The organism is Paracoccus sp. Arc7-R13 (genome assembly GCF_004010775.1).
GTDB lineage: Bacteria > Pseudomonadota > Alphaproteobacteria > Rhodobacterales > Rhodobacteraceae > Paracoccus > Paracoccus marcusii.
On record NZ_CP034810.1, the window covers coordinates 1,781,145 to 1,799,023 of the forward strand.

21 protein-coding genes, 1 tRNA gene and 1 other RNA gene are annotated in these 17,879 nt (G+C 69.7%); 16 read left to right on the forward strand and 7 right to left on the reverse strand.

What is annotated here, in order from left to right; all coding sequences use genetic code 11:
- Nucleotides 1-68 precede the first annotated feature (68 nt).
- The 3 genes from EOJ32_RS08830 (at nt 69) to EOJ32_RS08840 (ending at nt 1,576) form a co-directional block, all read left to right on the forward strand.
- A complete protein-coding gene (locus tag EOJ32_RS08830) occupies nt 69-305 on the forward strand; it encodes a F0F1 ATP synthase subunit C (protein WP_022707390.1) in 237 nt (78 codons plus the stop codon).
- A 75-nt stretch (nt 306-380) separates the two neighbouring features.
- Nucleotides 381-1,016 carry a F0F1 ATP synthase subunit B' gene (locus EOJ32_RS08835; RefSeq protein WP_084693672.1) on the forward strand — a complete coding sequence of 212 codons (636 nt, stop codon included), beginning with the start codon at nt 381-383 and terminating at the stop codon, nt 1,014-1,016.
- Nucleotides 1,013-1,576 (forward strand): F0F1 ATP synthase subunit B, encoded by a 564-nt coding sequence (locus tag EOJ32_RS08840; protein ID WP_045999388.1) that lies wholly within the window; start codon nt 1,013-1,015, stop codon nt 1,574-1,576. The genes EOJ32_RS08835 and EOJ32_RS08840 overlap by 4 nt, the downstream gene beginning before the upstream one ends.
- A gap of 61 nt (nt 1,577-1,637) precedes the next feature.
- Here the strand turns inward: EOJ32_RS08840 and EOJ32_RS08845 are convergent, their stop codons facing one another.
- The gene (locus tag EOJ32_RS08845; RefSeq protein ID WP_127898304.1) at nt 1,638-2,420 is read right to left on the reverse strand and encodes a FadR/GntR family transcriptional regulator; all 783 of its coding nucleotides are present in this window, start codon (nt 2,418-2,420) and stop codon (nt 1,638-1,640) included.
- A 99-nt stretch (nt 2,421-2,519) separates the two neighbouring features.
- A complete protein-coding gene (locus EOJ32_RS08850; RefSeq protein ID WP_127898305.1) occupies nt 2,520-3,191 on the reverse strand; it encodes an OmpA family protein in 672 nt (223 codons plus the stop codon).
- Between the two features lie 244 nt (nt 3,192-3,435).
- Between EOJ32_RS08850 and nth the strand changes: the two genes are divergently transcribed.
- The 5 genes from nth to EOJ32_RS08875 all read left to right on the forward strand — a co-directional run bounded on the left by nth (nt 3,436) and on the right by EOJ32_RS08875 (nt 8,254).
- Nucleotides 3,436-4,098: an endonuclease III gene (gene nth, locus EOJ32_RS08855; protein ID WP_127898306.1), complete on the forward strand. Its 663-nt coding sequence runs from the start codon at nt 3,436-3,438 to the stop codon at nt 4,096-4,098.
- Entirely contained in the window at nt 4,095-5,123 is a 1,029-nt protein-coding gene (locus EOJ32_RS08860; RefSeq protein ID WP_127898307.1) for an adenosine kinase, read from the forward strand. Before nth ends, EOJ32_RS08860 begins: the two co-directional genes overlap by 4 nt.
- A 149-nt stretch (nt 5,124-5,272) precedes the next feature.
- Nucleotides 5,273-6,535, forward strand: a complete 1,263-nt coding sequence (gene fabF, locus EOJ32_RS08865) for a beta-ketoacyl-ACP synthase II (RefSeq protein WP_045999383.1) — start codon at nt 5,273-5,275, stop codon at nt 6,533-6,535.
- Nucleotides 6,535-7,716, forward strand: a complete 1,182-nt coding sequence (gene mltG, locus EOJ32_RS08870; protein ID WP_176695014.1) for an endolytic transglycosylase MltG — start codon at nt 6,535-6,537, stop codon at nt 7,714-7,716. Before fabF ends, mltG begins: the two co-directional genes overlap by 1 nt.
- An 88-nt stretch (nt 7,717-7,804) precedes the next feature.
- A complete protein-coding gene (locus EOJ32_RS08875) occupies nt 7,805-8,254 on the forward strand; it encodes a hypothetical protein (RefSeq protein WP_127898308.1) in 450 nt (149 codons plus the stop codon).
- Nucleotide 8,255: 1 nt separating this feature from the next.
- On the opposite strand, the gene rnpB is transcribed toward EOJ32_RS08875, so the two are convergent.
- The 5 genes from rnpB to gatC all read right to left on the reverse strand — a co-directional run bounded on the left by rnpB (nt 8,256) and on the right by gatC (nt 11,380).
- Nucleotides 8,256-8,630, reverse strand: an RNA gene (rnpB, locus tag EOJ32_RS08880) — RNase P RNA component class A.
- 33 nt (nt 8,631-8,663) lie between these two features.
- Nucleotides 8,664-9,308 carry an N-acetylmuramoyl-L-alanine amidase gene (locus tag EOJ32_RS08885; RefSeq protein ID WP_240542388.1) on the reverse strand — a complete coding sequence of 215 codons (645 nt, stop codon included), beginning with the start codon at nt 9,306-9,308 and terminating at the stop codon, nt 8,664-8,666.
- Nucleotides 9,309-9,315: 7 nt separating this feature from the next.
- A complete protein-coding gene (locus EOJ32_RS08890) occupies nt 9,316-9,582 on the reverse strand; it encodes a hypothetical protein (protein WP_127898309.1) in 267 nt (88 codons plus the stop codon).
- Between the two features lie 29 nt (nt 9,583-9,611).
- A complete protein-coding gene (gatA, locus tag EOJ32_RS08895) occupies nt 9,612-11,096 on the reverse strand; it encodes an Asp-tRNA(Asn)/Glu-tRNA(Gln) amidotransferase subunit GatA (RefSeq protein WP_127898310.1) in 1,485 nt (494 codons plus the stop codon).
- A complete protein-coding gene (gene gatC / locus EOJ32_RS08900) occupies nt 11,093-11,380 on the reverse strand; it encodes an Asp-tRNA(Asn)/Glu-tRNA(Gln) amidotransferase subunit GatC (protein ID WP_127898311.1) in 288 nt (95 codons plus the stop codon). The genes gatA and gatC overlap by 4 nt, the downstream gene beginning before the upstream one ends.
- Nucleotides 11,381-11,454: 74 nt before the next feature.
- Here gatC and EOJ32_RS08905 point away from each other — a divergent pair, with 74 nt between their 5' ends.
- From EOJ32_RS08905 to EOJ32_RS08940, 8 genes are all read left to right on the forward strand, one after another.
- A complete protein-coding gene (locus tag EOJ32_RS08905) occupies nt 11,455-12,384 on the forward strand; it encodes an AEC family transporter (protein WP_127898312.1) in 930 nt (309 codons plus the stop codon).
- Between the two features lie 113 nt (nt 12,385-12,497).
- Nucleotides 12,498-12,572 (forward strand) — tRNA-Glu (locus tag EOJ32_RS08910).
- A 234-nt stretch (nt 12,573-12,806) separates the two neighbouring features.
- The gene (rpmG, locus tag EOJ32_RS08915; RefSeq protein ID WP_042244479.1) at nt 12,807-12,974 is read left to right on the forward strand and encodes a 50S ribosomal protein L33; all 168 of its coding nucleotides are present in this window, start codon (nt 12,807-12,809) and stop codon (nt 12,972-12,974) included.
- 107 nt (nt 12,975-13,081) lie between these two features.
- Entirely contained in the window at nt 13,082-13,540 is a 459-nt protein-coding gene (locus EOJ32_RS08920; protein ID WP_127898313.1) for a (2Fe-2S)-binding protein, read from the forward strand.
- On the forward strand, nt 13,468-15,765 hold the full coding sequence (locus EOJ32_RS08925) for a molybdopterin cofactor-binding domain-containing protein (RefSeq protein WP_371705326.1): 2,298 nt from the start codon (nt 13,468-13,470) through the stop codon (nt 15,763-15,765). The genes EOJ32_RS08920 and EOJ32_RS08925 overlap by 73 nt, the downstream gene beginning before the upstream one ends.
- Nucleotides 15,762-16,376, forward strand: a complete 615-nt coding sequence (locus EOJ32_RS08930; protein WP_127898314.1) for a hypothetical protein — start codon at nt 15,762-15,764, stop codon at nt 16,374-16,376. Before EOJ32_RS08925 ends, EOJ32_RS08930 begins: the two co-directional genes overlap by 4 nt.
- Nucleotides 16,377-16,455: 79 nt before the next feature.
- Nucleotides 16,456-17,289, forward strand: a complete 834-nt coding sequence (locus EOJ32_RS08935; RefSeq protein WP_127898315.1) for an XdhC family protein — start codon at nt 16,456-16,458, stop codon at nt 17,287-17,289.
- Nucleotides 17,286-17,873 (forward strand): NTP transferase domain-containing protein, encoded by a 588-nt coding sequence (locus EOJ32_RS08940; RefSeq protein ID WP_127898316.1) that lies wholly within the window; start codon nt 17,286-17,288, stop codon nt 17,871-17,873. The genes EOJ32_RS08935 and EOJ32_RS08940 overlap by 4 nt, the downstream gene beginning before the upstream one ends.
- The last annotated feature ends 6 nt before the right edge of the window (nt 17,874-17,879 follow it).

The following is a 17,879-nucleotide window of genomic DNA, read 5'->3' on the forward strand; positions in this document are numbered from 1 at the left end:
CTGCGCGGTCCCGCATCGGGTCCGCATCCACCAAGATCGACCAACTTCCAACCGCAAGGAGAAATACCATGGAAGGCAATATCGCAGAACTGGGCCAGTACATCGGCGTCGGCCTGACCGCGTTCGGCATGGGCTTTGCCGCCCTGGGCGTCGGCAACGTCGCCGGCAACTTCCTGGCCGGTGCCCTGCGCAACCCGTCGGCCGCTGCCGGCCAGACCGCCACGCTGTTCATCGGCATGGCATTCGCCGAAGCACTGGGGATCTTCTCGTTCCTCGTCGCGCTTCTGCTGATGTTCGCGGTCTGATCCACGGCCATCCTTGCGGCGGGGTGGGGGCCTGTCCCCCGCCCCTTCGTTCGTTCCAAGGCCATGGGGTAGGATATGTTCAGCCTGTTGCAAGAGGCCGCCACCACCGCGGTCGAAACCACTGAGGGCGCGATCGTCATCGACGATGCCGCGACCCACGGCGCCGATGCCGCGACCCACGGGGTCGATGCAGCCGGACACGCCGCCGAAGCCGCGGGCCTGCCGCAGCTGGATATCGCCACGTTCGGCAACCAGATCTTCTGGCTGGTCGTCACGCTGGTGGTCCTTTATCTGGTCCTGTCGCGCGTGGCCCTGCCGCGGATCGCGGCCGTTCTGTCCGACCGTCAGGGTGCCGTCACCGGCGATCTGATGGCCGCCGAAGAATTCAAGCTGAAGGCCCGCGAGGCCGAGGCTGCCTATGACAAGGCGCTGGCCGATGCCCGCACCGAGGCTCAGGCCATCGTCGCCCGCAACCGTGCCGAGATCCAGGCGCAGTTGGACCAGGCGATCGCCAAGGCCGATGCCGAAATCGCCGCCCGCACCGCCGAATCCGAGGCGCGCATCCGCGAGGTCCGCGCATCCGCCGATGTCAGCGCGCGCGAGGTGGCACAAGATGTCACCGCCGAACTGGTCCGCACCTTCGGCGGCCAGGCCGACGACGCCACCGTGGGCGCAGCCCTGGACGGGCGCATGAAAGGGGCCGTGCAATGAACCGCATGATCGCAACGCTGATCTTGTTCAGCGCCGGACCCGCCATGGCCGCATCGGGCGACTACGGTTTCTTCTCGCTGCGCAACACCGACTTCATCGTGCTGCTGTCCTTCCTGGGCTTTATCGGGGTGCTGGTCTACTTCAAGGTCCCCGGCCTGATCGGCGGCCTGCTGGACAAGCGCGCCGAGGGCATCCGCAACGACCTGGACGAGGCCCGTCGCCTGCGCGAGGAAGCGCAGGAGATCTATGCCAGCTACGAGCGTCGCTCGCGCGAGGTCAAGACGCAGGCCGACCAGATCGTCGCCAACGCCAAGCGCGAGGCCGAGGCCCAGGCCGCCACGGCACGCGAGGATCTGTCCCGGTCGATCGACCGTCGCCTGCAGGCGGCCCAGGACCAGATCGCCAGCGCCGAGAACGACGCCGTGCGTGCGGTCCGCGACCGTGCGGTCGCCGCGTCCATCGCCGCCGCCGCCGAGATCCTGGCAGGCCAGGTGCGCGCCGGACAGCGTTCGGCCGGCATCGACGATGCCATCGAGGACGTGGCGCGTCGCCTGAACTGAGATCGCCCGGTCCCACACCCGGCCAAGACTGATCGAAAGGGCCCCTTCGGGGGCCTTTTTGCTATGGCGCGCGGCGGTTCTGCAGGCGCAGCCGTGCGACGGCCGCGTGATCGTCGGCACGCCGCTGCGCGGTCAGGGTGCGGGCGACCAGGTCCAGATGATCCTCCAGTACGGCACGGGCGCGGGGGCCGTCGCGGGCCTGCAGCGCATCGTTGATCGCGATATGCTGGTCCAGCAGGCGGTCGCGCAGTTCCGGGCTGGCAAAGATGCGCGGGCGGTTGAACAGCATGCCCTGGCGCAGCAGATCCTGCATCGCGCGCATCAGGTGCAGCGCGATCAGGTTGTGGCTGGATTCCACGATGGCCATATGAAGATCGGCGTCCAGCGCGGCCTCGATCTGCGGATCGGGGCTGGCATGGGCATGGCGCATGGCCTGGACGATGCGGTCCAGCACGGCCAGGTCGGTCTCTCCGGCGGCCATGGCGGCGCGTTCGGCGGCCAGCCCTTCCAGGTCCTTGCGGAAAGTCAGATAGTCGTCGGCCGCCTGCGGATGGCGCGCGATCAGGCGGACCAGGGCAGGAGAGAACGCGCTGCCCAGCACGTCGGCCACGAAGACGCCCGCGCCCGGTCGGGTGACCAGCAGCCCGTCGGCCTGCATTGTGGCCAGCGCCTCGCGCAGGGAAGGGCGGCTGACGCCCATGCGTTCGGCCAGTTCGCGTTCGCCCGGCAGGCGTTCGCCGGGGCGCAGCACGCCCTGCAGGATCAGGGCCTCGATCTGGGCCACGACGGCGTCGGACAGGCGGGCGGCGTCGATGGGCTGGAAGGGGCTGTCGGCGTCGGACATGGCGGTATCCCGGGGTTCTGGAAGGCCATCCTAGAACCGGACCCTGCCAATGCAAAGAGGCCGGGCAATGGCCCGGCCTCTGGTCGCGATGCGGCAGGATTACTGCGTCGGGCGGATCAGGATCTCGACGCGACGGTTCTGCGCGCGGCCCGCGGCGGTATCGTTCGATGCGATCGGCTGGTTGTAGCTGGCGCCAAGCGCCGACAGGCGACCCGATGCCACGCCGGCGGCGGCCAGGATGCCCGCGACCGATTGCGCGCGGCGCTGCGACAGGTCCTGGTTCAGGGCGGCGCTGCCGGTGTTGTCGGTGTGGCCCACGACCTCGACCCGGCTGTTCGGGTACTGGTTCAGGTTGCGCGCGACGGCATAGAGGTCGGTCTGCGCCGGGCCGGACACGGCGGCCGATCCGGTGGCGAACAGGATGCCTTCCGGCAGGATGACCTGCAGGTAGCTGCCGCGGTTGACGATCTGCACGTTGGGGTTGCTGATCGACTGTTCCAGCGCCGCTGCCTGGCGGTCCAGGATGTTGCCGGCCACGGCACCTGCGGCGGCACCGATGATCGCGGCGCGTGCGGCGTCGCGGCCTTGGTTGTTGCTGTCGCTGTCACGCGTGCCGCCATAAAGCGCGCCCACGGCGGCGCCGGCCAGCGCGCCCTGCTGGGTGCGGCTGAGGCCGGTGGCACCGGTGCCGGTATCGGTCATCGCGGGCGCGCAGGCGCCCAGTAGGGTCAGGCCACAAACGGCCAGGATCGAAGTCTTGCGGAGGTTCATCGGGCTCCCTTTCCTTGGGTCGCGGGCGGGCCTTGGTGCCGCACCCGGTGCGTTCGTGGCTGCCCCGGCGGTTGGTGGAACCGATTCCGGGATCTGCCGTCAACGCGTGGCAAGCTGTCGCAGTTCCGCGCCAAAGGAAAGTCACTGTTTCGTGGAGGCCACTGGAAACGCGGCAGAAACCCGCCCGTGTCCCGCCGGGACGGGGCGCGCTTGCAAACGGGCGCGGCGGCGGTCACAAGCAGGCATGGCCATCCAGCGTCGCATTCCGCCCCCGTTGCCCTTTGCCGATCAGGTTGCGATCTTTTCGCGCCTGGCCGAGGCGAACCCGGCGCCCGAGACCGAACTGCTGTTCGTGAACCCCTTCACCCTGGTCGTGGCGGTCGCGCTGTCGGCGCAAGCGACGGATGTAAGCGTGAACCGCGCGACGCGGGGCCTGTTCGCGGTGGCCGACACGCCCGAGAAGATGCTGGAACTGGGCATCGAGGGCGTGACCGAGCATATCAGGACCATCGGGCTTTATCGTCAGAAGGCCAAGAACGTCATCGCCCTGTCGCGCATCCTGGTCGACGATTACGCCGGGCAGGTGCCCGACAGCCGCGCCGCCCTGACCAGCCTGCCGGGTGTCGGGCGCAAGACGGCCAATGTCGTGCTGTCCTGTGCCTTCGGCCATCCGGCGCAGGCGGTCGACACGCATATCTTTCGGGTGGGCAACCGCACCCGCATCGCCCCGGGCCGCGACGTCGACGAGGTCGAGCGCGCGATCGAGGACAACGTCCCCGTCCGGTTCCAGACGCACGCGCATCACTGGCTGATCCTGCACGGGCGCTATGTCTGCCAGGCGCGCAAACCCCGCTGCGGCATCTGCCCGATCCGCGACCTGTGCCCCTATGAGGAGAAGACCGCATGACCACCCCGGACCGGACTGGGCCCTATATCATCGGCATCGGCAATGCCGTGATGGACATCATCGCGCCGACCGAGGAAGCGCGGCTGGAGGCCCTGGGCATCACCAAGGGCATCATGCAGCTGGTCGACCGAGAGCGGTCGGAATACCTGATGGCCGCCCAGGCCGACGACCATTCGGCGCGCCGCGACCAGGCGCGCATGGTCGCGGGCGGCAGCGTGGCGAACACGCTGGCGGGCATCGGCGGGCTGGGCTTGCGCACGGCCTTCATCGGCAGTGTCGCCGATGACGAGATCGGGCGGCTTTATGCCCGCCAGACCGAGGCCGCGGGCACGCGCTTTGTGAACGCGCCGGTGGCGGGGGCGGGGCTTCCCAGTTCGCGCACGATCATCTTCGTCACGCCCGACGGAGAGCGGTCGATGAACACCTATCTGGGCATCTCGGCCGAGCTGGGGCCGGAGGATGTCGCGCCCGAGGTGTTCGACGGCGCGGGCTGGCTGTTCCTGGAGGGCTATCTGTTCGACAAGGACAAGGGGAAGGCCGCGTTCCTGAAGGCCGCCGACTGCTGTCACGCGGCGGGGGGACAGGCGGGCATCGCGCTGTCGGACCCGTTCTGCGTGGACCGTCACCGCGATGATTTCCGCCGCCTGGTCGCGGGTCCGATGGATTACGTGATCGGCAACGTCCACGAATGGCAGTCGCTGTACCAGGTCGAGGATCTGGAAGAGGCGCTGCGCCTGGCACAGGCGGATTGCGGCACGGTGATCTGCACGCGGTCGGGCGACGACGCGATCCTGATCCGGAGTGGCGAGCGCGTTACGGTGCCGGTCCGGCGCGTCGTGCCGGTGGACGCGACGGGGGCGGGCGATCAGTTCGCGGCGGGGCTGATCTATGGCCTTGCCTCGGGGCATCCGCTGGAGGTCGCGGGACGCATGGGCATCATCGCGGCCTCCGAGGTGATCGGCCATGTGGGCGCGCGCCCGCAATCCGACATCCGGGCCCGGTTCCGGGCCGCGGGCCTGGGCTGATCTGCGTCCCGCGAGGTGCCGGGGGGCCAGCCCCCCGGACCCCCCGGCGGCGCGCCGCCATGGCCCGCCCATCGCAATTTCGTGGCGTTGCGCGGCAGGGGGGGCGCGTGTATCAGGGCTGAAATTACGAGCAGCTGAAGGAATTGCCGATGCGCAGGGTTGTTGTCACCGGGCTTGGGATGGTCACGCCACTGGCGTCCGGCGTCGAGGCGACGTGGGAACGTCTGCTGGCCGGGAAATCCGGCGCGGGACCGATCACGCGCTTTGACGCGTCCGACGTGGTGACGAAATACGCCTGCGAGATCCCCCTGGGCGACGGCAGCGACGGCACCTTCAACGCGAACGACTGGATGGAGCCCAAGGACCGCCGCAAGGTGGACGACTTCATCCTGTACGGCATCGCCGCCGCGCATCAGGCGGTGACCGACGCGGGCTGGATGCCCGAGGACGAGGAAAGCCGCCTGCGCACGGGCGTGATGATCGGCTCGGGGATCGGCGGGCTGTCGTCCATCGCGGACACGGCGGTGCTGATCAAGGAGCGCGGGCCCAAGCGGGTGTCGCCCTTCTTCATTCCCGGCGCGCTGATCAACCTGATCTCGGGGCAGGTGTCGATCCGCTACGGCTTCAAGGGGCCGAACCACGCGGTGGTCACGGCCTGTTCGACCGGCGCCCACGCCATCGGCGATGCGTCGCGGATGATCCGCTATGGCGATGCCGACGTGATGATCGCGGGTGGCGCGGAAAGCCCGATCAGCGAGATCGGCATCGCGGGCTTCAACGCCTGCAAGGCGCTGTCGACCAAGCGCGAGGACGACCCGCAGGCGGCCAGCCGCCCCTATGACGCGGATCGCGACGGGTTTGTGATGGGCGAGGGCGCGGGCGTCGTCGTGCTGGAGGAATACGAGCACGCCAAGGCGCGGGGCGCCAAGATCTATGCCGAGGTGCTGGGCTATGGCATGTCGGGCGATGCCTATCATATCACCGCGCCAAGCGAGGACGGCGATGGCGGATACCGCGCGATGGAGGCGGCGCTGCGCAGCGCGAACCTGACGCCGGACCGCATCGATTACATCAACGCGCACGGCACCTCGACCATGGCCGACACGATCGAACTGGGCGCGGTCGAACGGCTGATGGGCGATGCCGCGTCTGGTGCGGTCATGTCGTCGACGAAATCCAGCATCGGTCACCTGCTGGGCGCGGCCGGCGCGGTCGAGGCGATCTTCTGCGTGCTGGCGATCCGCGACCAGATCTGCCCGCCGACGATCAACCTGGACAACCCCGCCGTGACGCCGAAGCTGGATCTGGCGGCCAATGCCGCGGTGCGCCGCAAGGTTGACGTGGCGCTGTCCAACAGCTTCGGCTTTGGCGGGACCAACGCCAGCCTCGTGCTGGGGAAGGTCGCCGGATGATCTGGCGCAACATCGCCTCGAACTTCCTGACGCTGGCCATCGTGCTGCTGATCGCGGCGGCGGCGGCCGTGGCCTGGGCCAAGCGCGAATTCAGCGGGCCGGGCCCGAGCGCCATCGCGCAATGCGTCCAGATCTCTCCGGGCGCCAGCCTGAACGCGGTCAGCAACCAGCTGGCGGCGCAGGGGGCGATCTCGAACGCCTACATCTTTCGCGCCGGGGCCGACTACATGGACAAGGCGCGCGACCTGAAGTTCGGCAGCTTCCTGATGCCGCCGCAGGCCAGCATGGAGCAGATCGTCGAGACGGTGACGGCGGGCGGCCCCTCGACCTGCGGGACCGAGGTCGTGGTGCGCGTCGGCGTGCGCGAGAACACTGTCCTGCTGCGCGACACCAACCCCGAAACCGGCGCCTATGAGGAAATGGCGCGCTGGACCCCCGGCAGCGGCGACCGTCCGGCGCCCCTGGTCCAGGCCCAGGACCGCGCCGACGTGCGCCTGTCGCTGGTCATGGCCGAGGGCGTCACCAGCTGGCAGGTGGTCGAGGCGCTGCGCGCCGCCGATTTCCTGACCGGAGAGGTGGCCGAGATCCCGGCCGAGGGAAGCCTGGCGCCCGACACCTACCTGCTGGAGAAGGGCGGCGACCGGAACGCGATCCTGGCCCAGATGGCCAGCCGCCAGGCCGCCATCCTGGCGCAGGAATGGGAGGCGCGTCCCTTCGGCATGCCCTATGAGACGCCCGAGGAGGCGCTGATCATGGCCTCGATCGTCGAGAAGGAGACGGGGCAGGCGGACGAACGCCCGCAGGTCGCGAGCGTCTTCGTGAACCGCCTGCGCCAGGGGATGCGCCTGCAGACCGACCCCACGGTGATCTATGGCGTCACGAACGGGCAGGCGGTGCTGGACCGCGGCCTGCGCCGGTCGGAGCTGGACACGCCCACGCCCTTCAACACCTACCGGATCGACGGACTGCCGCCCACGCCCATCGCCAATCCGGGCCGGGCTGCGATCCGCGCGGCGCTGAACCCCGACGAGACGGACTATCTGTACTTTGTCGCGGACGGCACCGGCGGGCACGCCTTCAGCCGCACGCTGGAGGAACACAACGCCGCCGTCGCCCGCTGGCGCGAGATCGAACGGCAGCAGGGCCTGCCCGCGGACAGCCCGGTCCAGACCGCGGATTGATCGCGCAGGTTTGACAAACACGGCCCCCGGACGCAGGCTTGCATCCGGGGGCCTTTCTCATGGCCCCATAGCCTTGGGAGGAGCCGTGATGATACTGCCCGACATGCTGAAAACGCTGACCGACAATGCCCGCCAGTTTCAGGAACGCCTGACCGAATGGCAGGCCGCGATGGCCAAGGGCCAGGAGGAGGCGATGGAGCAGGCCCGCCAGTGGCAGGCCCAGGCCATGCAGCAGCAGCAGGAGGTCAACGCCCGCGTCATGGCCCAGATGGAAGGCGCCAGCGAGGCCATGCAGAGCCAGTGGCAGCAGATGCAGAAGGCCTGGGAGGACCAGTTCGCCACCATGCAGAAGCAGGGCGAGGAGATGCGCGCCAAGGCCATGTCCGCCGCGGGCGGCACCGGCGGCAGCGCATTCGCCGATTGGGCCGAGACGTATGCCGCGCAGATGGTCGCCTTCACCCAGAAGATGCAGGGCGAATCCGCCAAGGCGATCGCCACCGCGACCGAGGCGCGGGGCAAGGGCGGCAAGAAGGCCTGAGTTGCGCGGAGGGCCTGTAAGCCGGATTTTGTCCACCGCTTGCGCGGCTGGATGACCATTCCTCTGGTCCGTCCGTTACCGGACGGATCTAGCTGCCTACCCGGATCTGCTGGGGCAAGGCGGCCCTGCGGATTGCTCCGCGCGCGATCCCTATTCGGCATTGCTCCTGGTGGGGCTTGCCATGCGGGCGCTGTTGCCAGCCCCCCGGTGGGCTCTTACCCCACCGTTTCACCCTTACCCATCCGGGGATGGGCGGTCTGTTCTCTGTGGCGCTATCCCTGGGGTTGCCCCCGCCGGGCGTTACCCGGCACCATCGCCTCATGGAGTCCGGACTTTCCTCGACAGGTCGCCCTGCCGCGGTCATCCAGCCCTCCGCGCGCCGCCCGTATGGGACGCGGCGCGCGGGGCGTCAAGGGGCTGCCGCCCCAAGAAGCCGCGCGACGGTGCGGCGGTCGTCGGCCGTCTCAGGGCCCGCGGCCCAGGGACGGTGGCGCAGGCGGAACGCATCCAGACGCGCTGGCACGTCGGGATAGCCCAGGGCGGACAGGCCCTCCGCCAGAGCGGGGTCAGGGTCGGTCGGCGCGGGGCGGGCGAACGTCGCCAGACCCTCGGCCGCCAGGGCCTCCCAGTCAAAGCGGGGGCCGGGGTCGATCTTGCGGCCCGGCGCCAGGTCGGAATGGCCGATCACGCCAGCGGGCCCGATGGACCAGCGGTCCATGATGTCGCGCAGCAGGCGGCGCAGCGCGGCCATCTGCGGCGCAGGATAGGGGCGGTCGCCGGGATTGGCCAGCTCGATCCCGATGGACCGGCTGTTGACGTCGTCCAGCTCCTGCCACCGTCCAGCCCCCGCATGCCATGCCCGGCGGGTTTCGCAGACCAGTTGTTCGGTTGTGCCGTCCGCATCGATCAGCCAATGCGCGCTGACCTCGGCCGCGGCATCGCACAGCCGCGCTCGTGCCGATGGGCTGTCCGCCATGCCGGTATAGTGGATCACGATCAGGGACGGCACCTGCCCGCGGCGGTCGCCGTGATTCGGGCTGGGAAAGGCTGTCACGGTCGCCCTATGGCGCGGGTCGGCGGATGCGCAGGCCCATCGTGGGCGGGATCGGCACGGGGTCCGAGCCCGCGATCTGCGCGCCGGTGGGCGCCTGGACCGGAAGGGCGATGGGGATCGTCGCGGCCGGGGTCGTGCCGGTGACCAGCGCCGCCTCGCGTGCGGTGCGGTACTGGCCGTACCGGTCGGCCTCGAACTGATAGTTCGGGTTCCAGCCCCGATGTTCCCCGCATCCGGCCAGCGCCAGCACCCCGATCATCCACCAGCCGCGCATGACGCCTCCATCGGTCCGTTTCGCGGACGTTACCACCAGCGATCCGGCTTGGCCACAAATCCCGCAGCGCGTTCCAGCACCTGCGCCTGGTTCAGCAGACCGCCCTCCTCGAAGGGGCGACCGATCAGCTGCAGGCCCAGGGGCAGGCCCTGCGCGTCCTGTCCCACCGGCACCGCGATGCCGGGCAGGCCCGCCAGGTTCAGCGTCACCGTGAAGACGTCGTTCAGATACATCTGCACCGGATCGCCCTTGTCGCCCGAGCCAAGCGGGAAGGCCGCCGAGGGCGTCGCGGGCGCCAGGATCGAATCGACGCCTGCCGCAAAGGCTTGGTCGAAATCGCGCTTGATCAACGCGCGCACGCGGCGGGCGCGGTTGTAATAGGCGTCATAGAAGCCCGCCGACAGCACATAGGTGCCGATCATCACCCGGCGCTGAACCTCGGGGCCGAAGCCCTGGGCGCGGGTCTTCTCGTACATCTCGGTGATGCCGTCGCCCTTGCCCAAGGTGGCGCGGTGGCCATACCGCACGCCGTCATAGCGGGCCAGGTTCGACGATGCCTCGGCGGGCGCGATCACGTAATAGGCGGGCAGGGCGTATTTCGTGTGCGGCAGGCTGATGTCAACGACCTCGGCGCCCGCATCGCGCAGCATCTCGGCCCCCTGACGCCACAGGGCGTCGATGGCGTCGGGCATGCCATCCACGCGGTATTCACGCGGGATGCCGATGCGCTTGCCACGGATGTCGCCGGTCAGCGCGGCCTCGAAATCGGGGACGGGCAGGTCGGCGCAGGTGCTGTCCTGGGGATCGGCGGATGCCATCGCGCCCAGCATGATCGCGGCGTCCCGCACCGTGCGCGTCATCGGCCCCGCCTGGTCCAGGCTGGAGGCGTAGGCGATGACGCCCCACCGGCTGACCCGGCCATAGGTCGGCTTCAGCCCCACCGTGCCGGTGAAGGCCGCGGGCTGGCGGATCGATCCGCCCGTATCGGTGCCGGTCGCGCCCAGGCACAGATCGGCCGCGACGGCTGCGGCCGAACCGCCGGAACTGCCGCCCGGGGTCAGCTGCGCGCCGTCCGGCCCGCGCCAAGGGTTCACCGCCGGGCCATAGCAGCTGGATTCGTTGGTCGAACCCATGGCGAATTCGTCCTGGTTCAGCTTGCCCAGCATCACCGCGCCCGCGTTCCACAGGTTCTGCGTCACGGTCGATTCGTATTCCGGGGTGAAGCCCTGCAGGATGCGGCTGCCGGCCTGCGACGGCACGCCCTTGACGCAGAAGACGTCCTTGACGCCCACCGGGATGCCGGTCATCGGCGCGGCGTCGCCCGCCTTGATGCGCTGATCGGCAGCGCGGGCCATGTCGCGCGCCATGTCGGGGGTGTGATGCACGAAGGCGTTCAGCGCGCCCGCGGCGTCGATGGCGCCTAGGCAGGCATCGGTCAGCTCGACCGAGGTCAGATCGCCTGCGCGCAGCGCGTCGCGCGCGTCGGCAATGGTCAGTCGGTTCGCGTTCGTCATTCCACCACCTTCGGCACGGCAAAGAACCCCTCGCGGGCGTCGGGGGCGTTGGACAGGATCTTGTCGGCCATGCCGCCCGAGGTCACAACATCCTCGCGCCGCTTCAGGCGCATGGGGGTGACGCCGGTCATGGGTTCCACGCCCTCGACATCGACCTCGTTCAGCTGGTCCATGAAATGCAGGATGCCGGACAGATCGCGCGCCAGGGCGGGCAGGGCGGCATCATCGACCGCGATGCGCGCCAGATGGGCGACCTTGCGGGCCTGATCCTCGGAGATCGACATGACGTTTCCTTTCGTTGGCCGCGGGTCTACAACCCCGCGCGAAAGGCCGCAAGACGCACGGCCGAAAGGTCCCCATGCAAGCAGCCCTGGCCGTCATCCCCGTCATAGCCCTTGTCCTGCTGGGCCATCTGGCGCGGCGGGGCGGGCTGATTCCCGCCGCCAGCTGGCCGGGAATCGAGCAGTTGGGATACCGCGTGCTGTTCCCGGCGATCCTGCTGACGTCGATCTATCGGTCAGAGCTGTCCCTGGGGCGGCTTGGCCCCTATCTGGGCGCGATGGCGCTGGCCTTTGCGGCGACCGGGGCGCTGGCTCTGATCTGGGCCGCGCGCCGGGATCAGACCGGGCCGCGCAGCAGTTCGCTGTTCCAGGGCGCGTTGCGGGTCAATTCGCTGCTGATCCTGGCGGTCGCGGCCCAGGGCCTGGGCGGGCAGGCGCTTGGCGACCTGGCAGTGGCCTTTGCGTTCCTGATCCCGGCGTTCAACATCTCGGCCATCGTGGCGCTGACGCTGCTGTCGGACGGGCCGCGCCCCGCGGGGGCCACGGCCCGCATCGGCGCCGAGATCGGCCGCAACCCAATGGTGCTGTCCTGCGCGGCGGGGCTGGCGCTGAACCTGTCGGGCGTCGCGCTGCCCGCGGTCGTGCTGTCGCCGCTGGACTGGCTGGGGCAGGGGGCGCTGGCCGTGGGCCTTCTGGCGGTGGGGGCGGGGATCGATCCCGCGCGCCTGTGGCAGCGCGACCCGGCGCTATGGCTGGGGGTGTGGTTGCGGCTGGCGCTGTGCCCGGTGATCTTTTTGGCCGCCGCGCTGGTCATCGGCCTGCCTGCAGGGCAGGTCGCGTCGGGCGTGCTGGCCACGGCCGCACCGGGGGCGCCCGTCGGCTATATCCTGGCGCGCCAGATGGGCGGAGACGCCGATTTCTATGCCGCGATCTTCACCTGGCAGACTGTCCTTGCGGCACTGACCTTGCCCTTGTGGCTTATTTTCGCAGGATTTCTTGGGGCCTGAGGGCCGCGTGCGATTTTTTTCGGGCAGGTCCGTTTTTTTGGCTTGCAGCCTCTCGCGGCTTTGCCTAAACACCGCCTCACGCCGCCAGGGAAGACTGGCAGCGGACAGAAAGTGGCCCGTTCGTCTATCGGTTAGGACGTCAGGTTTTCAACCTGAAAAGAGGGGTTCGACTCCCCTACGGGCTGCCACTTCTTTCCCCACATCGACGGACTGACCAACGCCTCGGCTTCCTGCCAGGGGCGTTTCGCATGGTGCAGGGCGTTTATCGTCGGCGCGCCGTTTTCTGCGACCAAGACCCATGTTTTCGTGCCAATCCGCGGCTTTGGCGGTTGACTCCGCCACCTGCGGGGCTAAAAGGCGGCTTCGATAAGAATTCCACGGGGTTTGCGGCGCGCGATTGCCCCGAAGCAGGAGCAACAACCATGGCGAAGCCGACCACCATCAAGATCCGGCTGAACTCGACCGCCGGCACCGGCCACTTCTATGTGACCAAGAAGAATGCCCGCACGATGACCGAAAAGATGTCCGTCCGGAAATACGACCCGGTCGTGCGTCAGCACGTCGAATACAAGGAAGGCAAGATCAAGTAAGATCTGTCTGTCCGACTGCGCAGGGGCCGCCATCCGCAAGGATTGGCGGCCTTTTGCCATGGACGCGCCCGCTTGCGCGACGCGGCGGGCTGCGGCAGATTGCGTCCATGCGACTGATCGTCAACGGAAACACCCATGACCTGGACGCCGACCCGCAGATGCCGCTGCTGTGGGCGCTGCGCGATCTGCTGGGCCTGACCGGCACGAAATACGGTTGCGGCATCGCGCAATGCGGGGCCTGCACGGTGCACATGGACGGCATGGCGGTGCGCGCCTGCCAGATCCGCCTGGCCGACGTGGTCGGAGTGGTCACCACGATCGAGGGGCTGGGCACGCCCGACGACCCGCATCCGGTCCAGGCCGCCTGGATCGAGCAGCAGGTCGCCCAATGCGGCTATTGCCAGTCCGGCCAGATCATGCAGGCCGCGTCCCTGCTGGCGCTGAATGCAGACCCGTCAGACGCGGACATCGACCACGCGATGTCGGGCAACCTGTGCCGCTGCGCGACCTATCCCCGCATCCGCGCGGCGATCCGGTCGGCGGCGATCCGCATCGGGTCTGCCTGATGCCGCGCGCGGGGCGGATCGCGCGGCGGGGTTTCCTGATCGGGTCGGTCGCCGTGGCCGGGGGCGTGGCCTTTGGCGCCTGGCGCTATGCGCGCCCGCTGCCGGATCCCTTTGCGGGGACGGATGCAGGCGCGCTGAACCCCTATGTCTTGATCGACGTGGATGGCGTCACGCTGGTCGCGCCGCGCGCCGACAAGGGGCAGGGCGCCCGCTGGCTGCAAGCCGCCCTGATCGCCGAGGAATTGGACATCGACCCCGCCACCGCCCGTATCGTGCCGGGCCCGGTCAGCGCCACGTACTATAACCGCGCGTTGATCTCGGATTTCATGCCCTTTGCGCCGACCGATACCGGTTGGCTGGCAGAAACCGCACGGGGCGCTGCCGACATTCCCGCGCGCCTGCTGGGCTGGCAGATGACCGGTGGGTCCAGCTCGACCACCGACGGCTTCGACAAGCTGCGCCAGGCGGGCGCCGTCGCGCGCGAGACGCTGAAGCAGGCCGCCGCCTTGCGCCACGGGCTGGACCGCGCCGATCTGGACACCGCGGAGGGCGCGGTGATCCTGCCCGACGGCACGCGCATCCCCTATCCCGACCTGGCCCGCGACGCCGCCGCGACGCCCCCCGTGACCCAGGTCGTGCTGCGCGACCGGTCGCAGTGGCGCTGGCTGGGCAAGCCGATGTCGCGCGCTGACGTGGTCGCGAAATCGACCGGCACGCAGGTCTATGGGATCGATCTGGTCCTGCCCGACATGCTGCACGCGACGGTGCGGATGGCGCCCTGGGGCGGGACGGTCGCACGGCTGGACCCCGTCGCGGCCGAAGGCCTGCCCGGCGTCCTGCGCGTGCTGCCGATCACGGGGGGCGTCGCGGTTCTGGCGCGCGACACCTGGTCCGCGATGCGGGCCGCGCAGGCGCTGGACGTCGAATTTGCGGCCCCCGATACGGCGGGCGATCAGCAGGCGATCTGGGCCGCGCTGCAGGCCGCCCATGACGCGGGCGACATCGACAGCCGCAAGCGGGACGATGGCGACGTGGATGCGGCCATCGGCCCCGGCGATTTCACCGCCGAATACCGCGTGCCCTTCCTGGCCCATGCGCCGTTGGAGCCGATGAACGCCACCGTGCTGGTGACGGACGATGCCTGCACCATCTGGGCCGGCACGCAGGTCCCCGATTTCGCGGTCGCCCGCGCCGCCGCCCTGACCGGTCTGCCCAAGACCGCGATCCGGCTGGAGAACCAGATGATCGGCGGCAGCTTCGGCCGCCGGCTGGAGATCGACTTCATCGCCCAGGCTGTCCAGATCGCGATGGCCGTCCCCGGTCGTCCGGTCAAGCTGACCTGGTCGCGCGAGGAGGATTTCGCCTATGACCAGCCCCGCCCCGCGCAGATCGCCCGCGTCCGGGGCCGCGTGACCGCCGATGGCGTGCAGGCGCTGGACCTGGCGGTGGCCAGCCCGTCGGTCATCGCCTCCTGGTTCGGGCGCGTGGCCAGCGCGCCGCCCGGACCTGACCTCAGCATCACCACCGGCGCATGGGACCAGCCCTTCGCGATCCCGCATTTCCGCGTGACGGGCCTGCGCGCGCCCGAATCGGTGCCGGTCAGCAGCTGGCGGTCGGTGGGCGCATCGTCGAACGGCTTCTTCCTGGGCACCGCCTTGGACGAGATGTTCGCGCAGGCCGGCATCGACCCGCTGGAGGGGCTGTTGCGCCTGTGCGACCACGCCCCCTCGCGCGCGGTGCTGGAGGGGGTCCGCGACCTGTCGGGCTGGACCGGCCGCGACGCGGGGCAGGGGCGCGGGCGGGGGGTGGCGTTCTGCCTGTCCTTCGGCGTGCCCTGCGCCCAGGTGGTCGAGGTTCAGGACACACCGCAGGGCATCCGCCTGACCCAGGCCTTTGCCGTGGCCGATGTGGGCATCGTGCTGGACCCGGTGAACGCCGATGCGCAGCTGTCGGGCGGCATGCTGTTCGGGCTGGGCCATGCGATGAACTGCGAACTGACCTATCGCGACCACCGCCCCGATCAGACCAATTTCCATGCCTACGAGGGGTTGCGCATGCACCAGGCCCCCGCCGTTCAGGTCCGCCTGCTGGAGAACGGCCCCCTGCGGGGCCTGGGCGAACCCGGCGTTCCGCCCGCCGCCGCGGCCTTGGGCAATGCGATCTTCGCCGCGACGGGCCTGCGCCTGCGCGACCTGCCCTTTGCCCGGGGGGTGCGGTTCGCATGATGCGTCTGCTGGCCCTGCTGCTGATGACCGGCCCGGCCTGGGCCGAGGGTGTCATGCCCTCGATCGTCGCTCCGCCTGCGGCGGGATCGGTCAGCACCGCCGACGGTCTGGCGGCATGGGACCGCGTGCGGCAGGTCGTGTCGCATCCGCGCTGCGCCAACTGCCATGTCGGGCCCGATCACCTGCCCATGTGGTCCGGCCCCGAATATCCCGAACCCCGCCCGCACGGCATGCATGTCAGCGGCGGCGACAGCCGCATGGGGGTCGAGACGCTGCCCTGCGCCACCTGCCACGTCACCGCTTCGACGCTGGAATCGGATCCGCATCAGGCACCGAACGCGATGATCCCCTGGCAGCTGCCCCCGGTCGAGATGGCATGGTTCGGCCTGGACGGTCCCGCCCTGTGCCGCCAGCTGCGCGACCCGCAGCGGAACGGCGGGCGCGACTGGGTCGAGCTGGCCGAACACCTGCGCGACGATGCCAGCCACGGCGGCTTTGTCGCTTGGGGTTTCGCGCCCGGCGGTGGCCGCGAACCCGCGCCCTTCGGCCTGCAGGCGCATATCGACGACGTGGTGAAATGGGGGGCAGCCGGACAACCCTGTCCGGAATGACCATCCTGGTCGCTTTTTCGGCATCCAAATCGGGCCGACTGCGTTAGGCTGCCAGCACCGATTGCCGAAAGCCTGCGCCATGTCGATTTCCGCCCCCATCACCGCCACCGCCGACTGTCCCGTCAAGGCGCTGCTGCGCCGTCCCGGCGGGTCGCTGGCCATGCTGACCGATGCCAAGGGCGGCTTTCCCCGCCACCCCGGCGCGATGATGGCACTGTGGCCCGATGGCGGTCGCGTGGGCCGTCTTGGCGCGGGCTGCATCGATGCGGACATCGCGGCGCATCTGGACGCGCCCGGCCCGGTGACGCGGCTGACCTATGGCGTGGGCGGCCCCGTCGATCTGCCGCTGCCCTGCGGCGGCACGGTGCAGATCGCGCTGATCCATAAGCCCGACCCCGACTGGCTGGGCGCCATCTGGGACGACCGCATCCGCCGGCGGACCGGCAGATGGTGCCTGAACCTGCGCACCGGTGCGCCCTGCCGCGCGGGCGATCCCGACCCCGACGACTTTTCCCTGGTCCTGCCGCCGCCTCCCGCGTTCCAGATCCACGGAGAGGGGGACGAGGCGCAGGCCCTGACCACCCTGGTCACGGCGATGGACATGCCCGTGATGGGACAGGACGCGACGCCGGATGCCCATACCGCCGTGGTGACGCTGTTTCACGACCACGACCGCGAACTGCCCGCGCTGGCCCGCGCACTGCGGTCAGAGGCGTTCTACATCGGCGCGCTGGGGTCGCGGCGGGCGCAGGCGGCACGGTTGGCCGCGCTGACCGAACAGGGGTTCGACCTGGTGACGCTGGACCGGATCACCGGGCCTATCGGCGTCGTCAGCCCGGCCCGCGATCCGCGCCTGATCGCGGCCTCGGCCCTGACCCAGATCCTGGCCGCCTACGAGGTGCTGACAGCGTGACCTGCACCGGCCTGCTGCTAGCGGCTGGCGCCTCGCGCCGTTTCGGTCCGTCGGACAAGCTGCTGGCGACGGTTGCGGGGATGCCGCTTGTGGCGCATGCCGCGCAGGCGATGCGGGCCATTCCCTTGGACGACCGCATCGCCGTCATCGCCAATCCCGCACTGGCACCGTTGCTAGATGGTTTCCGCATCGTCCTGATCGCGCAGGGCCAGCAGTACGACAGCCTGCGCGCGGGCCTGTCCGCGGCCGGCACTCCTGACCGCCTGCTGATCGCGCTGGGCGACATGCCCGACGTCACTGCGGCGCATCTGACGCAGATCGTCAGCCTGGCCGCGGATGGTCTGCCGTCCTGCAGCCATGACGGCATCGCGCCCCTGCCCCCCGCCTGCTTTCCGCGCGACTGGCTGCCCCGGCTGGCGCAGCTGACCGGGGATCAGGGCGCGGGTCGGCTGCTGCGCGATCTTGCGCCGTCCAGACAGGTTCCCGCGCCGGGCCTTTTGCGCGACATCGACCTGCCCGAACAGATCAGCCCGCCGCCATCGGGGCGGCCGCATGACGCCGCAGGGGGGTGCGGGGGGATGTGAAATCCC

Coding starts and splice junctions, on each gene's coding strand:
- gatC (WP_127898311.1), bottom strand. CDS start 11,380: ATGTCGATCTCCGAGGATCAGGCCCGCAAGGTCGCCCATCTGGCGCGC.
- rpmG (WP_042244479.1), top strand. CDS start 12,807: ATGGCGAAGCCGACCACCATCAAGATCCGGCTGAACTCGACCGCCGGC.
- EOJ32_RS08890 (WP_127898309.1), bottom strand. CDS start 9,582: ATGCGCGGCTGGTGGATGATCGGGGTGCTGGCGCTGGCCGGATGCGGG.
- nth (WP_127898306.1), top strand. CDS start 3,436: ATGGCCATCCAGCGTCGCATTCCGCCCCCGTTGCCCTTTGCCGATCAG.
- fabF (WP_045999383.1), top strand. CDS start 5,273: ATGCGCAGGGTTGTTGTCACCGGGCTTGGGATGGTCACGCCACTGGCG.
- EOJ32_RS08860 (WP_127898307.1), top strand. CDS start 4,095: ATGACCACCCCGGACCGGACTGGGCCCTATATCATCGGCATCGGCAAT.
- EOJ32_RS08835 (WP_084693672.1), top strand. CDS start 381: ATGTTCAGCCTGTTGCAAGAGGCCGCCACCACCGCGGTCGAAACCACT.
- EOJ32_RS08875 (WP_127898308.1), top strand. CDS start 7,805: ATGATACTGCCCGACATGCTGAAAACGCTGACCGACAATGCCCGCCAG.
- EOJ32_RS08850 (WP_127898305.1), bottom strand. CDS start 3,191: ATGAACCTCCGCAAGACTTCGATCCTGGCCGTTTGTGGCCTGACCCTA.
- EOJ32_RS08845 (WP_127898304.1), bottom strand. CDS start 2,420: ATGTCCGACGCCGACAGCCCCTTCCAGCCCATCGACGCCGCCCGCCTG.
- EOJ32_RS08935 (WP_127898315.1), top strand. CDS start 16,456: ATGTCGATTTCCGCCCCCATCACCGCCACCGCCGACTGTCCCGTCAAG.
- EOJ32_RS08905 (WP_127898312.1), top strand. CDS start 11,455: ATGCAAGCAGCCCTGGCCGTCATCCCCGTCATAGCCCTTGTCCTGCTG.
- EOJ32_RS08840 (WP_045999388.1), top strand. CDS start 1,013: ATGAACCGCATGATCGCAACGCTGATCTTGTTCAGCGCCGGACCCGCC.
- gatA (WP_127898310.1), bottom strand. CDS start 11,096: ATGACGAACGCGAACCGACTGACCATTGCCGACGCGCGCGACGCGCTG.
- EOJ32_RS08920 (WP_127898313.1), top strand. CDS start 13,082: ATGCGACTGATCGTCAACGGAAACACCCATGACCTGGACGCCGACCCG.
- EOJ32_RS08830 (WP_022707390.1), top strand. CDS start 69: ATGGAAGGCAATATCGCAGAACTGGGCCAGTACATCGGCGTCGGCCTG.
- EOJ32_RS08930 (WP_127898314.1), top strand. CDS start 15,762: ATGATGCGTCTGCTGGCCCTGCTGCTGATGACCGGCCCGGCCTGGGCC.